This window comes from Jatrophihabitans lederbergiae (genome assembly GCF_031845305.1).
Lineage (GTDB): Bacteria > Actinomycetota > Actinomycetes > Mycobacteriales > Jatrophihabitantaceae > Jatrophihabitans_A > Jatrophihabitans_A lederbergiae.
The window spans coordinates 218192-235764 of sequence record NZ_JAVREH010000002.1 but is presented as its reverse complement, the minus strand read 5'-3'; the positions used below and the strand labels follow the sequence as shown (position 1 = coordinate 235764).

Genomic DNA, 17573 nt, shown 5'->3' with positions numbered 1-17573 from the left:
GTGCCGAGCCGTCACGAGAAGCCTCGGCACAGCCGGTTCGCGTGGTGCCGCGTCCTAGCGCGCTGTGGTGGCTCTCGCCGGCCGGCAGCCTGCTGCTGGTCGTCCCGCTGTCACTGCTGACCGCCGTGCAGATACCCGACAGCGACTACCGGCTCTTCTACAAGGTCCCCAGGGTGATCGGGGTGGGCCAGGCCGAGCTGTTCCTGGTCTCTGCCGCGGCGCTGGTGATCGGAACGCTTGTGGTGTCGGCCCTGGATGCGCGGCGTGGCCGGCGCGATTGGCCCACGCTGCCATCCCCCCAGCTGCGGGTGCTGCGGGGCGCCGAGATCATCGCCTACCGGCTCACCGTGCTGGGTTACCTGCTGCTGGGAGCTCTCGGGGTCGCTCGCGGCGCCCGGCCGGCATTGCTGCTGCACGCGATCACCTCCCAGAACAACTACACCGGCACGCTCAAGTCGGTCTTCGCACCGGTGGCCGGGGTCACCAGCTTGACCCAGATCGGCATCGCCTACGTCGTGGTGGCCGGATTGCTGCTGTGTCACGGCAGGTCTTCCCACCTCGTCCGGCGGCTCACCATCGTGCTCGTGCTGGGGCTGCTGCGGGCGTACCTGCTCACCGAGCGGCTGGCATTGCTCGAACTCGTGGTGCCGTTGATCGCGATCGGCGCGGCCCGGCTACGCCAGCGCCCGCGCCGTGGCGGCTGGCTGCCACTGCTGCCGGTCTTCGCGCTGCCCGTGCTGCTGGTCGTCTTCGGAGCGTTCGAGTACTCGCGAAGCTGGGTGTTCTACCGTTCACGCACGACGCTGTCCTTTCCGCAGTTCGTGGTGAACCGGCTGGCCGGCTACTACGCGACGTCCTACAACAACGGCGCCCTGCAGCTCGCCGAGCCCAGAGATCCCAACCGGCTGCCCTACAACACCTTCGAGGCTGTCTGGACCGCTCCCGGGGTGGCCCAACTCAAGCTCTATTTCCGGCTCAGTGGCCAGAACGGAACGGCGCTGTTGAACAGGGTGCTGGCTCAGCGCGGCAATCCGGAGTTCAACAATCCCGGTGGCCTGGCCGTGCCGACCGTGGACCTCGGCACGATCGGCGGCATCGTGTTCTTCCTTGTCGCGGGCGTGCTCATCGGGCTGGCCTACCGCAGCTGGCAGGCGGCCGGCCCGGTCGGCCTGCTGGTCTATCCAGTACTGTTCACCGGCCTGCTGGAGCTGCCCCGCTACCTGTACTGGACGCAGGGCCGGGTGTTTCCGGCTTACGTCTTCCTGCTGGTCACCGCGGCGGCGATGCTGCAGGCCGGAAAAGCCGGCGCGCGGTCCCTGCCGGCTCGGACGGCCGGCTCATGACCCCACTCAGATGGACGGTCATCGCCACCCAGGTACCACCCGGAGGCAGTCTGGGCGGCGTTGTCCGGTACACGACGGAGCTCATCCGGGCGCTGGCCCAACGCGAGGACGTGATCGTGTCCGCGCTGACCACGCGCGCCGCTGCCGATACCGTCGCCGACCTGGTCGGTAGCTCGGCCCGGGTCAGCACGGTGCCGAACGCTCCGGTGCCACTGCTGTCCGTCGTCGAACGCCATGCGCCGCTGACCGGCCTGCGCCGCGACCCCGACGTGGTGCACGGAATCAAGCATCTGGTGCCCGCTCGCTCCACGGCGTTGCGGGTGCTGACCGTCCACGACATGCTGCTGTTAGACCGCGGCGCTGACTTCGGACGTGCCAAGCGGCTGCTGCTGCCCCCGTCATACCGAGCCTCCATTCGTGACGCCGACCTGTTGCTCTGCGTCAGCGAGGCCACCCGGCAGCGGTTGAAGGCACAGGTCCCCGGGGCGGAGCAGCGGGCGGCCGTCGTGCACCTGGCGACGTCGGAGTCGCTGCGGGCGGCGACCGCCCGGCCGATAGCGGCCCTGGCCGGCCGGCGGTTCGCCCTCGTGGTCGGAGACTCCTCTCCACGCAAGAACCTGCGCACCGTCATCGCGGCGTGGTGCAAGATCCACGAGCAGTTGCCCGAGGTGGCCCTGGCGATCGCCGGCCCGCCGAACTGGGGCGCCACCGACGTCGGCGAGGCCTACGAGCAGCTGGTCACGGCCGGCGCTGTGGTGCCGTTGGGCCACGTCGCGGATGCCGAGCTGCGGTGGGCCTACGAGTACGCCGACGTGGTGCTGTGCCCGAGCCTGGCCGAGGGCTTCGGTCTACCGGCGGCCGAGGCGCTGGACTTCGGCGCACCGGTGATCGTCTCCGACGACGCCGCGCTGCAGGAGGTGGCCGCGGGCCGCGCGCTGGCAGTGCTGCCGCCCCTGGCGGTGGACCGATGGGTGGCGTCGACGGTTGCCGCCTTCGGCGCCGTCCGACGCGTTCAGCGCCCGCATACCAGCCGGACCTGGGAGGCCCGCACCTGGAACGCCCGCACGTGGCACAACGTCGCCGAGGACAGCGTCAGCGCGGTGAACCAGGCCGTTCGGAGCAGGCGGATGTCGGGGAGCGGCTCGTGACCGGCGCGCAACGCCCCGGCACGGCCGGATCGATCGGCGATCCGACCGAATCGAGCGAGAGCATCGGCGAACCGGTCACGGAGGATGGACCCGGCGACGCTCAGCCGGTGGCCGACCCGCTCGCCTCAGCCACGCCGGAGGCGCCGCGCAGATCGGCGGCCGCCTTGCTCAGAGGCGGTGGCTGGAATACCGGGGCGCAGCTGGCGCCGCTGGCGGTCAACCTGGTCCTGACGCCGTTCGTGATCCACGGGCTCGGCATCGGCAGGTTCGGGCTGTACATCCTGGCCACCAGCATCGCCGACTTCCTGGGTACGTTCGACGGCGGCCTGTACTCCTCCTCGCAGCGTTACTTCGCCGTGTACGCCGGTGCCGAGGACCGCCGTTCGACGAGTCGGCTGTGTCTGAGCCTCACCGCAGCGGTGCTGGTGCTCGGCACGGTGATGGCCGGCGTGCTGGCGGTGCTGGCTCCGGTGCTGCTGTCGCTGTTCCGGATCTCGGACCCGCTGCGCTCCGAGGGGCAGTTCCTGCTGCGCGCGCTGGGCATCGTCATCGCCCTGGAGCTGCTGCGCGGTGTGTTCGCCGCGATCCTCAACGCCCGGCAGCGCTTCGCCGTGTCCAGCCTGACCACCGTCGGGCAGTACGGCGTATACGCCGTCGGGGTGGTCCTCGCCGTGCACAACGGATGGGGATTGCGCGGCATCGCGGCGACCCTGCTGGTGCAGACCGGCCTGTCCACCCTGGTACTGGCGGTGGCCGCCCGCCGCTACCTCTCGCTCTCGCTCATGCGGTTCCTGTCACGGCGCGACATGGCGGACTTTCTGCGGTATGCCAGCCGAGCCCAGGTGGCGGGTCTCAGCGATCTGATCAATCTCCAGTCGGACTCCATGATCATCGGTGGCTTCCTCAACGTCCAGAGTGTGACGTTCTACAGTTCCGGGCGCAATTTCGCCTCGCAGCTGCGGTCCCTGCCGTGGAATGCGATCTCGCCCGCGGCGTCCATGCTCGGCCGCACCTACGGCGAGCGCGGCTCCGAGGCCGTACTGGAGCAGTTCCGGCAGCTGCAGCGCTGGTGGGTGCAGGCCTGCTCCGGCTGGATCGCCGTGGCCGCCGGCGCGGCCTACTTCGGGGTGACCCAGTGGCTCGGGCCGGGCTTCCGGCTCGCCGGGGTGGTCGCCGTCGTCCTGCTGGTGGGGTACCTCTTCCGGCTGTGGGCGGGCATGATGACCGTGTACTGCCAGACCGTCGGACATCCCGAACTCGAGGCTCACTACGGACTGGTGTCCGTGCTGGTGAACCTGGTACTAACGCTGGCACTGGTGGTTCCCTTCGGAGTGCTCGGCGTGGTGGGCGCCACGGCCGCCGGCCAGCTGGTCGGCAGCCTGTACCTGTTGCACATCGTCCGGTCCCGTTTGTCCGCAACCGTGCCGAGCTTCCTGGCCGACGTGCCATGGCCGGCCTCGGTACTCGCCGCGGCCGTCACCGTACTGCTGGAGCTGGCGGCGTGGCCGCTGTTCACGCAGGGGCCGCTCGGCCTGTTGGAAGCCGGCGTGGTGGCAGTACCCGGATTGGTCGTGTTCGCCGTGGTACTGCTCGGCCCCGCCGCGGCGTGGCGCGTCGCCGCGGCCCGACTCGCAACTCTGACGAAACGCGGGCCCGACTACCGGCGAGACGAGCGAGAGCATGCCTGAACACCGCGCACGCGTGCTGATGACCCTGGCGGACGTGGCCTGGCCGGTGGACGCCGGCAAGCGACTGCGCGCCGCGTCCATGGTGCGAGCGGTCGCCGAACACTGTGACGTCGATGTCGTGGTGCTCTTCGCCGACGCCGATCCGGCAGCCCGGCCCATCCCACCCGATGTCGATGGCCGATGGCAGTTGATCGCCGCCTCGCCGCGCCCTGCGGCTCGAGCGGGCCTGGATCTGATCCGCCACCTGGCGCCGTGGCAGATCGCCGTTCACGACTGGCCGGGGGTGCAACGCCGGCTGGCCGCACGCGACGGTGGGTACGACCTCATCTGGTTCGGGGCCCTGGATCACTTCGCGCGGCTGCGCTCGACGCTGCGGGCGCCGCGCGTGGTGGTGGACTGCGACGATGTAGAAACCGAGAAGCTGAGCCGGTTCCTGGCGTTGCCGCGGAGCGCGGCGCTGCCGTGGGCCGACCGGGTACAGCGCCGGATCGAGCGCCCGATGTGGGGCCACATCCAGCGCCGGGCAGTGCACGCCGCGGATGCCGTGCTGGTGTGCAGCGAGTTGGACCGCAGCCGCCTGATCGCTCAGGCGGCACCGAAGGACGCGGCCGCCGCCGCGCGGGTGCACAGCATTGCCAATACCTATCCGGAACCGGCCGACGTGCGCGTGCACGCGCCGCAGGGTCGGTGCACCCTGGCCGTCATCGCCAACTACGGAACGGATCAGAATCTCGACGCCGTGCGCTTCGTCGCTACTCAGCTGCTCGGTCCGCTGCGACAGGCTGTTCCGGGCGCCCGCATCCGGCTCGTCGGCCGCCGGGCCGACCGGTTGGCGGAGTTCGGCGACATCGAGGGGCTCGACCTGGTGGGCCCTGTCGACTCGGTCGCCGAGGAGCTGTCCCGCGCCCACGCGGTGCTGGTGCCGATCCGCTTCGGCGGTGGCACCCGGCTCAAGATCGTGGAGGCATTGGCCTACGGGGTGCCAGTGGTGTCCACGGTGGCCGGCGCCGAGGGAATCGATGCCACCGACGGCGAGCAGCTACTGATCGGCGACACCCCGCAGCAGATCGTCGCCTCGGTGTGCCGGGTGCTGGACGAGCCGGGGCTTGCGCAGCGGCTGTCCGGAGCCGGGCGCGCTCTCTACGAGCGCAGCTACCGTCCGCAGGCGACGATGGACGCGGTCGGGGCGTTGCTCGGACAAGTCCTGCGGCCCACGGCCGGCCGCTGAGCCCCGGCCGGCGGTGCCCCAGCCCCGGCTCAGTGCGGGATGAGCACCGCGCCCGGCAGTTCGGCCGGACGGGTGTAGCGCACCCGCCAGGTGCTGGCCGGTGGTGGCCCCGGGCGTAGCTGCTGAGCCAGGCAGATGAGCGCGCCGAACGCCGCCTCGGCCGCTCGGTGCCAGCTCCGCTGCGCCAGGCAGCGCACGGCGTGGCGTAGCAGCACCGCGGCCTGCCTGGCTTCGAGCAGCCGCCAGGCGCGGCGGACGAGCTGGATCTCGGCCGCGGTGTTGTCGGGATATACGAAGGCGTTGCGTCGAACCCGCTCCTGATGGAACACGCTCGTGGCGTGGTCGGAGGTGAGGTTGGTGCCGTGCCGGCGATACCAGGCCAGTCGCCGGTCCAGCGCGACGTACGGGCCGCGCCGGGTGAGCCGGAGGTAGAAGTCCCAATCTTCCTGACTGGGAAAGGACTCGTCGAAGCCTCCGACCGCTATCACGTCACCGAGCCGCTGCAGGGCGACCGCCGGCGGCCAGATCGGGCCATAGACCACCACAAGGCCGAACGTCGCGTCCTCCTCGGCAGGCACCGCGACCAGCCGCCAGCCGCGGATGATGTGTCGCCGCCGCTGCCGGCTCGGGTGCAGACCTGGTAGCAGCGGTACGCCGTGCTCGTCAACGTAGTCCGCGAGGCCGTACGCTCCCACCGCGTCCGGGCGCCGCTCCAGCGCCGTGACCAGGGACTCCAAGGTCTGCGGCTCGTACAGGTCGTCACTGTCGAGAAAGCCGACGTATCTGCACTCGACGTCGAGAGCGCCGATGCCGGCATTGCGAGCCGCGCAAAGGCCGCTGTTCGGTTGGCTGAGTAGTCGGACCCGGTCATCGCACGCCATCACCTGCCGGACTGCCTCCGGCGTGCCGTCGGTAGAGCCGTCGTCGACGACGACGCACTGCCAGCGGCCCCAGGTCTGCGCTCGCAGACTGGCCAGCGTGGCGGGCAACCACCGCTCGGCGTTGTACGCGGCGATCACCACGCCCACCGTGGGCCGAGTCAGGTCAGGCACACCGCGCACCGTATCAAAATCTCACATGAATTTTATCTGGATTGGCTGTGATATCGAACTGAATCAGCCCCGGTCGGCGAGCCGGATGCCGTTCTGTGTCAGGTTGCGCACCTGGTAGCTGGTCTGCGGCGTGTTGCCCTGGTACGCCGACTTCGGGCCTCCCGTGATCGCGAGGTCGGCGAACAGAATGGACTTCGGTGCGGTTCCGTAGGTGACGACACCGATGTCCCGGCTGGCAGAGGCCCGCGTCGACGAGATCGCCAGACCCCGGATCGTGACGGCGTCGGGGGCGTGCCCCACCGCGCCACTCATGACCAGGACAGCGCCGTGATCGACGCCGGCATCGGTGTTGGCGTCACTGATCGAACCTCCCGCGATACTTACGCTCTGCGGCGCGGCGGTGTACCAGGGACTGCCCTCCGAAGCTACGTACACGCCCGCGGCCGACGTCCGCTCGACGTCGATGTCTGTCTCGGTGATCCGCGTGCCGCCCACAACAGACAGTCCACGTCCCCACGTCGTGCCCAGCACTCGGGGAGCCTTGACGGTGATGTCGTGGCAGGCCGGGCCGTCCGAGGCGTACGACACGACGGCAACTCCGTCGTCACCGGTGTTGGCCACCGTCGGCGAGATCACCTGGCCGTCATGGGCACCCATCGTCATGTGGATGCCGTCGGCGCGGGTGTTCCGCACGGTTACCTGATCGAGCACGAACTGGCTGGCCTGATTGCCGATGTAGATACCGGCCGCGGCCGAGCCATCGACGACGATGCCACGCAGAACCACTCCTCGGTGACCGACCACGCGCACACCCATCTGTTCCCATGCCGACCAGCGCTGCGTCGTCCTGGCGGTCCGGATCACCACCCCGCCGTCGAGCAGCACGTTGTCGGACTCGATCCACACCGAGGACCGCGACTCGGAGGTGGCCAGCAGCACCCCGGCACCGGTGACGTGCAAGCCGGGGACCCGCAGGTGCAGCACAGTGGCATGGGGGTAGCTCCGACCCGGCGTGAGATAGACCGGCACTCCCGCGGGCGCACTGTCGAAGGCCTTCTGCAGCGCGGCGGTGTCGTCGGTGGAGCCGTCGCCGCGAGCGCCGAAGCTCTCCGGCCGCATTGCGTCGGCGGGCAGCGACACCGGGACAGTCCTCACGGGGGCGGCACTGGTCACCGGGGCGGCCAGCGACACCGGGGCACTGGTCACCGGAGCCGAGTTCGACAGCACCGCACTGACGCTGGACAGCATCGAGTGATCGATTTGGGCGGTGAAGCGCAGGTCGAGAGTGCCATCGCTGACCGGAACGGAGAAGCGCAGCTGGTAGGCGTGAAACTCCCCCACCTCGGCCACCGCGTCAACGCCGCTCGCGACGGTGTGGCCCTCGGCGCTAATGCTGAAGATGCGCTGCCGAGCCTTGGGCCAGTAGTGCTCAGCTAGGTTCACGGTGACCTGGTAGGTGCCTGCCGCGAGCGGGATCTTGAAGCCGCTCATGCCGTAGCGTTGAGTCTGGAACAGCTTCGGCTCCGTAGTGCCCAGGATCGACTGCGACGTGGTGCTCAACGTGCCACCGACGGCGAACCCGGAATCGGTCGACCACACTTGGCCGGAGCGGTCGGTGACCGCGCGACCGGCGGCCACGAGGTGGGCCGAGGTCGGCCGCACGGCGGTGACAGCGGCGACGGACGTGCCGGCGTGAGTGAGTATCGCGGTCGTGGCCAGCAAGCATCCGGTGACGGCGATGAAGTTTGAACGGCTGGTGAGGCGGAAGGCGTACACGGGCGTGTCCCTGGGGCTGATAGAGCAGCTTGAATACTCTGGGTGATTGTTTTGTGACAAGGTTACATCAAATCCGCGTTAAGTAGTCTCAGATTAGGTGTTCTCATGGCTGCGAATCCGGTATTCGGAACGGCTCATCTCTTCGGGGTGGTGGCCCCCACCGAGTCGAGATCCCTGCTGGCACGGGCGCACCAGGAAGGCTTCCGGCATTTCGACACGGCGCCGTCCTACGGATATGGACGCAGCGAGGCGGAGCTGGGCCGGTACGCCGCCGACCTCGATCCCCCACCGACGATCACTACCAAGGTGGGCATCGAGCCCGCCTCGCCGCCATCCCGCTCGGTACGCCTTGCCAAAGCGGTCGCCCGGCGGCTAACGGCAACGCTCCAGCAGCGGTTGCGCGGCGATGCTCGCCCAGCGGGGCACGGTCAGTTCCAGACCGCGGATGTGCTGGCCTCGATCGAGACCTCCCTGTCCAGGCTGGGCAGACTCGACCGCCTCGTGCTGCACGAGGTCAGGCCGGACGACATCACCGAGGAGTTGCTGTCCTGCCTGCGCGGGTTCCTCGCGCGCGGCGACGTCGGTCAGCTGGGCGTGGCCACCGCGAACGGCCTGACCCGGGACTGCCTGGACCGAGCACCCGAGATGTTCCAGGTCGCGCACTTCTCGGCCGGCCCGCTGTCGCCGCCGGTGCTCCTGCCCGACACCGTGACCGTCAGGGTGGGGCACGGTGTGCTGGGACCGTCGGCCTCGCAGCTGACACAGCTCCGGGCACGGCTGGACTCCGGTTCCGAACTGGGCGCCGAGTGGCGGGAGGTCACCGCCGGCACCGCCTGGGCAGGACCCTCCGGTCTTGCCGACGCCCTGATTGCCCGCTCGGCGACGCTGGGCCTGACTGACGTCATCGTGGCCACCAGCCGACCCGAACGGCTCGCCCCGCTCCGGCGGCTCGTGCTGGGTGATGAACCGCTGCCCGAGCCCGTCCACGCTGTCCTGAACCGCCTGATCAGCGGCTGAGACCATCGCCCCCGGGTCGCACCGTCGCCCCCGGATCGCGCCCAGGCGGTGCCGTGACAGCGAGCCGGTCGGCCAGCCGCAGTGCCAACGCCACGATCGTGAGCGTCGGATTGGCGTAGCCGCTGGTCGGAAACACGCTGCCGCCGACGACGTGCAAGCCGCGCACCCCGTGGACCTGCAGGGCAGGATCGACGACCCCCGTGTCCGGGGAGTCTGACATCCGGGTGGTGCCCGAGGGATGAAAGGCATCGGTGACCCCGGCACGCCAGGCATCGTCGTCCTGCATGGCCGGCAGTTCTCGCACCCGCGCTAGGCCGAGCCGCCGCAGGTCCGCGGCGATCCAGCGGGTCAGCTGGCGGCTGGTCTCGATCTCGCGGTCCCCGACGCGCCAGTCGACCTGGGCACGGGCCATGCCGAGGCTGTCCGTCTGTGCGCTCAGCGAGATTCGGCTGTCCGGATCAGGCGTCTGCTCCAGCCAGACCTGGAGCCAGACCGCCGACGGGCGCGCTGCGGTGGAGCGCCCGAACACGAAGCGCCGGTAGCCGTCACGAAGTACCGGAACCGGCGTATGCAGCGCGGTCAGCACGTCCGCGACCGGCCGTTCGGTCATCCGCCGTGCTCGCGCCGCGGTGAGTACGCGCCTGGCTGCGGCCAGTCCGGGCTCACTGTGGTCGTGGACGAAGACAGCGGTGGCATCCAGCAGCCCCCGCTCCTGCTGGACCCCTGGAGCCAGCCGGACCTTCGGAAAGAGCCGCCGCTTACCCCGGTGCAGGGCGACGTAGCGATCCTGCAGCAGGCGGAAGTCCTCCGCGATGACCTCGGCGGTCCGGATTATCGGGTGGTCCTGGAGGAATCGGCCGGTGTGCTGGCGACCGTCCCCCAGGCCGATGGCTGCTGGGTCGCTCAGCTGCAGCAGCCTGGCATTCTCGATGGCCCCGGCCGCGAGCACCACGTTCCCGGCGCGGATCTCGACCCGTCGCCGGTCCGGGCCGTACACCACCACACCGGTCGTGCGGCCGTCCTCGGTCAGCACCGCACCGACCGTCGCGTTGAGGATCACCTGGACCAGCGGGTTGTGGACGAGGGCCGACCGGTGCACGCGTCCGAGCATGGGTTTCGGGGCGTACTCGGTGAAGTCGTGCAGCAGCCGGGTGGAATCCCAGGCAATGGGGCCAGCTCGGGATGCTCTTGCCACCGCTCGGGGCCATAGCCACGTCCGGTCACCCCGAGCCACCGCTCAGCCGCGGCGTAGTGCTCATCGAGGTCGGTCAGCGCTATCGGCCAGCCGCTGTGCGGCACCCACGGCCGGGGTCGCACGTCGATGGGATGCAACCGCATGCACTGGCCGTGCCAGAGCTGGGTCGTGCCACCGAGATTGCGCGAGCGGCCATCCCGCAGGCCGGTGTAAGCAAGGCCCAGATTCAGACCCTCGTTCAGATCTGCGGTGTCCGTCCCTGGGTCCGACGTCGCCGTGAGGTCACCGCCGGATTCCAGCACCACCACCGACCGACCAGATTCGGAGACCCGCTGCGCCAGGGCCAGACCGGCGGCACCCGAACCCACCACCAGCACCGCATCAGCGGCCGTCCGGAGATCCCGGGTCGTGCGCAAATCCTGGATCACAGAACCAGAGCCCATCTGTTGACAGCGTCGGATCGGCCGTCGAACCCACACCAAGACTGTATCGAGTTGACGGTCGCTGGCTGCGCAACCGCACGCAGGCGGGCATCCCCACCCAGCAGCCGCGTCCCCGAGCGGCCACTCCATACCGGCTAGCCTTACCCGGTGACGGCCAGGCAGCATCCGACCAGCCGGCCGGTGCGGTGCGTGCGCTCGGTGCTCGGGCCGGCCGTGGCCGTGCTGATCGCGGGCACGAGCCTCGGGCCGGCAGCGACCGCGATCGCGATCGCGGCGCAACCACTGAGCTTCCAGGCGGCCGCGACCGGTTCGCGGCCCGCGGCGACCCTGACGGCGCCCGAGCCGACGTCCACCGCGGCGTCCCCGCAAGCTCCCAGCCCGCATCCGCCGGCGGGCGCCAAGGCACCCAACGGCGCGGTCCCCGGCGGCCCGCAGCTCGCGAGCCGCGGGCTGGTGCTGCCCACGGGCGCGCCGCCGCTGCCCCGGGGCCTCACCGCGCGCAGTTGGGTACTGGCCGACCTGGGCACCGGCGAGATCCTGGCGGCGCGTGACCCGCACGGCCGCTATCAGCCCGCCAGCATCCTCAAGACCCTGACCGCCGTGACGGTGGCGCCGAACCTGCCGTCGAAGCGGGTGGTCGTGGTGTCACCGGGCGCCGCGCATGCCGAAGGCTCGGCGGTGGGTCTGCTGGCCGGCGGCCGCTACAGCGTCGACCAGCTGTTCCAGGCCCTGCTGCTGGTGTCGGCCAACGACGCGGCGGCCGCACTGGCACAGGCGAACGGGGGCGTCGCCAAGACGGTCGGGCAGCTGAACGCCAAGGTCCGGCAACTCGGCGCCTACGACACGGTGGTCCAGACCCCGTCCGGCCTCGACGGCTGGACCCAGCTCACCTCCGCCTACGACATGTCACTGGTCCTGCGGGCGTTCGTCGGGCAACCCCGGCTGGTGGCCTACGACAAGCTGCCCAGTGCCAGCTACCCGGCCAGGTCGAGCAGGTACGGCAAGGTCGGGCCGTACGAGTTCGACAACCAGAGCCTGAACTTCTTCGGGGCGGTGCCCGGCGCGCTCGTCGCCAAGACAGGTTACACCGACGCCGCCCGGCACACCTACCTGTCCGCCGTCCGGCGCAAGGGCCGCACGCTGGGGCTGATCATGCTGCGCGGCGAGCGGGTGCCGCTGGACCAGTTCCAGCAGGCGGCGGAGCTGTTCGACTGGGGCTTCTCGCTGAACCGCTTCGTCAGCCCGGTGGGAAAGCTGGCCGGACCGATCGCTGCCGATGCCCCGGTCGAGACGGCTCCCGCGACCGGCAAACCAGCCACCCACGCCCAGCGCGCGCCAGCTCCGGCCGCCGACGGAAATCCTGCCGCCGGGCGGGGCCTGGGAGCGGCAGCCAGCAGCAACGCGTCGGCGATGCCCGCGCCGGGGCAACTCATTCCGGCGTTGTTCGCCGGGGTCGCTCTCGCTGCCGCCGCAGGATGGCTAGCGAACCGGCGCCGACCGCGGCACCGGCGCTGAAGATGCCGGCGGCGATCCCGACCGGTGACACCGGAGCGGGAGCACCCGTCGTGGACGGCACCGGCGGACCGGCCACCGGCGCGTCGACCGGCGCCAGCCGCGAGCGCTCGGGTTCGGACGTTGCCGCCCACGCCACGCAGAAGAGCTGGTAGCGCGACACCAGATCGATCCACACCAGCACGCCGACCACCGGACCGATCACGGCTCCGGTCGAGGAGTGGGTGACCCGGGCGATGTAATACGTGCCGACGATCTTGAGCACCTCGAACCCCACCGCGGCAAGCAGGGTGGCCCGCACCGCCGTGCGCCGAGTGACCCGGAGGTCGGGCAGCCTGATCATCAACCAGCCGAAGATGATCATGTTGCCGAGGATGCCGAGGGCGATTCCCACGATCCGGGTGACCGTGCCGGCGCCCGTCACGTCGGGCAGCCCCAACGCGCGCAGCAACAGCCCGCTGGCGGCCGTCCCGCCGACCGTCACGGCGAGCGAGAGCACCACTCCGGCACCCAGGCCGAGCAGCACCAGCGCGTCCGAGAGCTTCTTGGCGAGGAAGGACCGCTTCGACTCGGACAGGCCCCAGACGGTGTCGATGGCGGTGCGCAGGTTGTCGATCCAGCCGAGGCCGGTCAGCGCGACACCGGCCAGTCCGATCACTCCCACACCGGCTCGCTGGTTGATGGCGGTCTCGATCGCCTTCTGCACCGTGTCACCGAAACCGCCGGGCATGCTGGAGCCGACCTTCGTCAGCAGCTCGTTCTGCAGGTGCCGGTCCGAGGCGAGCACGAACGCGGTGATCGAGACGCCCAGCAGCACCAGCGGGAAGAGCGCCAGAAAGCTGAAGTAGGTGATCGCCGCGGCCAGGTGATCGCCGTGGTGGTCCTTGTAGTGCTGGTACGCCGCCACCACGTGCTCGACGCCCGGACGATCCCTCTTCAGGGCCTGCCACCGCCGGCTGAGGCTGGCGCGAACGGCCTTGACCGGCCCCAGCGGATTCGCCGGCACCGCTACGGCCCCGTCAACAAGAACTCGCGGTGGGTATGCCAGGCGCCGTTCTCGTCCTGGGAGTACAGAGTGAAGCGGTCGATGCCGAACTGGGCGACGAAGTCGCGCAGTTCGTCGAAGGCCTCGTCCAGTCTGTCGTCGTCGATGTCATGGCCCACCGTGACGTGCGGGTGGTACGGGTAGGCCACGTCGCGATCGATCGGATGCCGCCGGACGGCCCGCTCGAGCAGCTCGCACTCGGCGATGCCGGCCGACACCTGGACGAACACCACCTGCGACACCGGCCGGAACGTGCCGGTTCCGGACAGCCGCATGGTGAACGGCAGGACAGTGGTAGCGGCGTCCGCGAGGTGTTTCTCGACCAGCTGCAGCTCGCCGGCGTCGAACTCGGTCGGCGGCAGCAGGGTGACGTGCACCGGGATCTTGTCGGCCTCGGGGTCACCGATCCGGCGACGCCAGCCGGACAGCACCGAGGCGTGCGGCTCGGGGATCGCCAGCGCGACCCCCACCGTCATCTTGCCGCAGCCGTTTGCGGCCTGGGTCGCCTGAGCCGAGGACCCGCCGAGGTCCGCTGCGCCGTCACCCACCGGGATCAGCCTTGCACCGGCGGCAGGAACCCGACCTTGGCGTAGGCGTCGGCCACCGTGCGCCCGGCAACCGCCCGGGCTCGCTCCGCACCCCTGGCCAGGATCCGGTCCAGCTCGGCCGGATCGTCGAGCAGCTCACGGGTGCGGGCGGCGAACGGCTGCGCGAAGGCCACCACGGCCTCGGCGACGGCGTTCTTCAGCGCGCCGTACCCCTGCCCGGCGAACTCCTTCTCGACCGCCTCGACACTGGTGTCGGTGAACGCGGCGTGGATGGCGAGCAGGTTGGACAGCCCCGGCTTGGCCTCGGGGTCGAACCGGATCTCGGACTCGGTGTCGGTCACTGCGCGCTTGACCTTCTTGGTGATCACGCCCGGATCGTCGGAGAGGAAGATGGTGCCGTTCTCGGCCCGGGACTTCGACATCTTCGCGGACGGGTCCTGCAGGTCGAGGATCTTGGCCGCGGCCTTGCCGATGAAGGCCTCGGGCACCACGAACGTGTCGCCGTACTTGGCGTTGAACCGCTGCGCGAGGTTGCGGGTGAGCTCCAGGTGCTGGCGCTGGTCCTCGCCGATCGGCACCTGGTCCGCCTGGTACAGCAGGATGTCGGCCGCCTGCAGGATCGGGTACGTGAACAGCCCGACGCCCTGCCGGTCGGCCCCGGACTTGGCGGACTTGTCCTTGAACTGCGTCATCCGGCTGGCCTCGCCGAAGCCGGTGAGGCATTCGAGCACCCAGGACAGCTGCGGATGCTCGGGCAGGTGCGACTGGACGAACAGCGCGCACCGGTCCGGGTCCAGGCCGGCGGCGAGCAGCTGGGCGGTGACGATCCGGGTGCGCTGGCGCAGCGCTTCGGGCTCCGGCGGCTCCAGGGTGATGGCATGCAGGTCGACCACGCAGTAATAGGCGTCGTAGCCGTCCTGCATCGCGACCCAGTTGCGTACCGCGCCGAGGTAGTTGCCCAGCTGCATGGACTCGCCGGTCGGCTGGATGCCGGAGAGAACCCGCGGTTGATTGGTCACGGAGGAATATCCTTCCATCCCGCCAGGCCGGCCGCTCCCCCGGCTGCGGTCAGCGGGGTTCGCTCAACCGAGCGGGATGATTCAGGGCGCGCAGGTCGTCGGCGTTGCTGTCGGGCTCGCCGCCGAAGTCTTCACCGCCGAAGTAGAAGCAGCCGAAGCAGGAGCAGCCGAAGCCGAGACAGTCGCCGAACTCGCCAAGCGGGGGCTCGGCGCTGCCGATGAGGTGGCATCGGTCGCGCGAGCCGACGTGGTGCTGGTGGGCGATCCGCACGGCTTTGCCGTCGGTGAGCCGCTGGTCGAGCCGGTCGGCGTGGGCTGGGCCGAACTAGAACCCGGTCCCGAACCCGATCCCGTCGGTGTGGGGCTGGCACTCGGCGCACCAGAGCTGGAACCGGAGCGGGTACCGCCCCTGCCGCCGGCCGCCGAACCACCTGAGCCGGACCCGGCTGAAGCTCCACTCGGCGAAGAACGGCCGTGTGAGCCGCTCGGAGTTTTGCTGGATCGGGTCACGGCCGGCTTCCGCTTCGGCGGCCGGCTCGACACCGGCGGGCGGACCTTGGTCACGTCAGCGACCACCGGCAGCAGGCTGTCGTCCACCGAGGAGGCGCCGCTGCGGTACGCGGTTCCCCACGCGAGCACGGTCTTCAGGTACGGCGCCGAGTGGTTGTAGCTGAGGACGGCCGCCTGCAGACCGGCGGTGGTGGACAGGTCGCGGCCGTCCGCGCACAGGTAGTGCCCGGCGGCCAGCGTGGCGTCGAAGATGTTGCTCGGGTCGCGCTTGCCGTCGGCGTTGCCGTCCGCGCCCCAGCGGAGCCAGGTCGAGGGGATGAACTGCATCGGCCCGACGGCGCGGTCATAGCCGGTGTCGCCGTCGTACGCGCCGTGGTCGGTGTCGCTGATGATCGCGTCACCGGCGATGCCGCCGTTGAGCCGCGGCCCCAGAATCTTGCCGCGGGTAGTGCCGTCGGCAGAGAGGCGGCCGTCCTCGGCGTGGCCCGACTCGGTGTGCCCGATACCGGCCAGCAACCACCACGGCAGCTTGCAGGACGGTTCCTCGACGGCCAGCTTGGCCGCGGCCTGGTGATAGGCCCGCAGCACCATTGCCGGAATGCCCAGCGCGCCGACCTCACCGGCCGGGCCGAACACCGCCGATACGACCGACACGCCGGTTCCACTCGGGCCCGGTGACACGCCGGTTCCGCTCGGGGCAGGCGGCACGGTCGCGAACGTCGACGGCCGGATCGGAATGGCACCGGGCCAACTCGAGGACGACGGAGCGGGCGACCCAGAACCAGGCTGTCCAGAACCAGGCTGCCCAGAACCAGGCGGCCCAGAACCAAGCCCAGCTCCGGCCGTCCCAGCACTTGATTCGGCACCGGCCGCTCCCGCCTCGACGCCTGACAGCCCCGATTCGGACACACTCGCGGCGGCGGCGGTGCGCCCGGCGCTCTCCAGAGCCGGCGCGCACACCAGCGCCGCGGCTGCCAGGACGGCCGCGCTGGTGATGATCCGGGTGAGCGAGAAGTTCACAGCGCCTGATGGCGCGTAACGCGGGTGTGCCACAACTAAGTCCTCGTGCCACTTTCTCTTCGGTATCGCCGTCTCAGACATCGCCGTCTCGGATACCGGCGTCCATTCCCATCATCGGCAGCGCGGCACCGATTCGCTAGCGGAAATGACGACTTGGCCGTAGACGGCAAGAACTCTTACCGAAACGATCCCCAGGCGTGTGACTTGCAGCAGTCGTTGGCATGGTCGAGACCGCCGAAGCCCAAACAGCGCAGGGGGTTGACTCGTCAGGAGGCGGCTTGATCGGGGTGGTTGCGGAAGTACTCGTCTAACGCATCGCGCATGACTTCGCTCGGTTTGCGGTGCTGAGCCGCCGCGACGGCATCGAGTTTGGCGTTCGCCTCGCTCGGCAACCGGACCTGCCGGGTCCGCGAATGCTGCCCGGGTCGGGCATTCGGATCGAGCGAAGGGCGGCCGCCCAGAGCCCGCTCCAACGCCTCCCTGCCGTGCGCCGCGGCATCCGTGCCCCGCAACACCGCCCGCGAGGGCGCCGTCACGCTTATCTCATGCTCGGCCCACTCAGCGAGCGCGTCGCTGTCCTTCTCGTTAATCACTGCTCCTCCATGAGGTCCAGGTGCTTCTGACGGGCGATCATGACGTGAAAAATGTGCAGATCTCGGGGGAGGCGTCAGCACCACGATCACCTCCAGCAACGGACCGCCCAGCTGACGAGGCGGCCCGATGTACAGCGTCGGACGCAACCCACCCGCGATCCGCGGTTCATCGAACTCCACCTTCACGAAGTAAGCATTAGCGATCGCGTGCAACGCGTCCGCGTGCTCGACACCGTGCTTGTCAGCACTCGCCGCCCACGTCACCGCCATAGACCGACTGTACTGCAAAACTAACCCGTTATGTAGTGCACAACTGCAACGGTACAAAGGGTGTTCTGGAGATCCGAGTCCGAGAAGGGTCGGGTTGTGCATGCGATGCCCTTCGGCCCACGGGAACGGAAAATTCCGGTCACAAGGCGGTGAGCGACATCGTGTC

At 69.9% G+C, this 17573-nt stretch carries 15 protein-coding genes; 6 read left to right on the top strand and 9 right to left on the bottom strand.

The window, feature by feature from the left end; genetic code table 11:
• Positions 1-44: 44 nt before the first annotated feature.
• From RM423_RS02645 to RM423_RS02630, 4 genes are read left to right on the top strand one after another with little or no spacing between them, the layout of a single operon-like run.
• Positions 45-1343, top strand: a complete 1299-nt coding sequence (locus tag RM423_RS02645) for an O-antigen polymerase (protein WP_311421438.1) — start codon at positions 45-47, stop codon at positions 1341-1343.
• Complete coding sequence (locus RM423_RS02640) at positions 1340-2491, top strand: glycosyltransferase family 4 protein (RefSeq protein WP_311421437.1); 1152 nt, start codon at positions 1340-1342, stop codon at positions 2489-2491. The genes RM423_RS02645 and RM423_RS02640 overlap by 4 nt, the downstream gene beginning before the upstream one ends.
• Entirely contained in the window at positions 2488-4179 is a 1692-nt protein-coding gene (locus RM423_RS02635) for a lipopolysaccharide biosynthesis protein (protein WP_311421436.1), read from the top strand. The genes RM423_RS02640 and RM423_RS02635 overlap by 4 nt, the downstream gene beginning before the upstream one ends.
• Positions 4172-5407, top strand: coding sequence for a glycosyltransferase (locus tag RM423_RS02630; RefSeq protein WP_311421435.1), 1236 nt, complete (start codon positions 4172-4174; stop codon positions 5405-5407). Before RM423_RS02635 ends, RM423_RS02630 begins: the two co-directional genes overlap by 8 nt.
• 29 nt (positions 5408-5436) lie before the next feature.
• Here the strand turns inward: RM423_RS02630 and RM423_RS02625 are convergent, their stop codons facing one another.
• Positions 5437-6459 carry a glycosyltransferase family 2 protein gene (locus RM423_RS02625; RefSeq protein ID WP_311421434.1) on the bottom strand — a complete coding sequence of 341 codons (1023 nt, stop codon included), beginning with the start codon at positions 6457-6459 and terminating at the stop codon, positions 5437-5439.
• Between the two features lie 63 nt (positions 6460-6522).
• Positions 6523-8235: a malectin domain-containing carbohydrate-binding protein gene (locus tag RM423_RS02620; protein WP_311421433.1), complete on the bottom strand. Its 1713-nt coding sequence runs from the start codon at positions 8233-8235 to the stop codon at positions 6523-6525.
• A gap of 105 nt (positions 8236-8340) precedes the next feature.
• Here RM423_RS02620 and RM423_RS02615 point away from each other — a divergent pair, with 105 nt between their 5' ends.
• Positions 8341-9252 carry an aldo/keto reductase gene (locus RM423_RS02615; protein WP_311421432.1) on the top strand — a complete coding sequence of 304 codons (912 nt, stop codon included), beginning with the start codon at positions 8341-8343 and terminating at the stop codon, positions 9250-9252.
• On the opposite strand, the gene RM423_RS02610 is transcribed toward RM423_RS02615, so the two are convergent.
• Entirely contained in the window at positions 9242-10351 is a 1110-nt protein-coding gene (locus RM423_RS02610) for a GMC oxidoreductase (protein WP_311421431.1), read from the bottom strand. The genes RM423_RS02615 and RM423_RS02610 overlap by 11 nt on opposite strands.
• Positions 10309-10890: an FAD-dependent oxidoreductase gene (locus RM423_RS02605; RefSeq protein ID WP_311421430.1), complete on the bottom strand. Its 582-nt coding sequence runs from the start codon at positions 10888-10890 to the stop codon at positions 10309-10311. The genes RM423_RS02610 and RM423_RS02605 overlap by 43 nt, the downstream gene beginning before the upstream one ends.
• A 147-nt stretch (positions 10891-11037) precedes the next feature.
• Here RM423_RS02605 and RM423_RS02600 point away from each other — a divergent pair, with 147 nt between their 5' ends.
• The gene (locus tag RM423_RS02600; RefSeq protein WP_311421429.1) at positions 11038-12405 is read left to right on the top strand and encodes a D-alanyl-D-alanine carboxypeptidase family protein; all 1368 of its coding nucleotides are present in this window, start codon (positions 11038-11040) and stop codon (positions 12403-12405) included.
• Here the strand turns inward: RM423_RS02600 and RM423_RS02595 are convergent.
• The 5 genes from RM423_RS02595 to RM423_RS02575 form a co-directional block, all read right to left on the bottom strand.
• On the bottom strand, positions 12320-13408 hold the full coding sequence (locus tag RM423_RS02595; RefSeq protein ID WP_311421428.1) for a YhjD/YihY/BrkB family envelope integrity protein: 1089 nt from the start codon (positions 13406-13408) through the stop codon (positions 12320-12322). The genes RM423_RS02600 and RM423_RS02595 overlap by 86 nt on opposite strands.
• A 2-nt stretch (positions 13409-13410) precedes the next feature.
• Positions 13411-13995 carry a 2'-5' RNA ligase family protein gene (locus tag RM423_RS02590; RefSeq protein ID WP_311421427.1) on the bottom strand — a complete coding sequence of 195 codons (585 nt, stop codon included), beginning with the start codon at positions 13993-13995 and terminating at the stop codon, positions 13411-13413.
• A 5-nt stretch (positions 13996-14000) separates the two neighbouring features.
• Complete coding sequence (gene trpS / locus RM423_RS02585; RefSeq protein ID WP_396327563.1) at positions 14001-15032, bottom strand: tryptophan--tRNA ligase; 1032 nt, start codon at positions 15030-15032, stop codon at positions 14001-14003.
• A gap of 63 nt (positions 15033-15095) precedes the next feature.
• Positions 15096-16577, bottom strand: a complete 1482-nt coding sequence (locus RM423_RS02580) for a lytic transglycosylase domain-containing protein (RefSeq protein ID WP_311421425.1) — start codon at positions 16575-16577, stop codon at positions 15096-15098.
• A gap of 233 nt (positions 16578-16810) precedes the next feature.
• A complete protein-coding gene (locus tag RM423_RS02575) occupies positions 16811-17137 on the bottom strand; it encodes a CopG family transcriptional regulator (RefSeq protein ID WP_311421424.1) in 327 nt (108 codons plus the stop codon).
• Between the last annotated feature and the right edge of the window lie 436 nt (positions 17138-17573).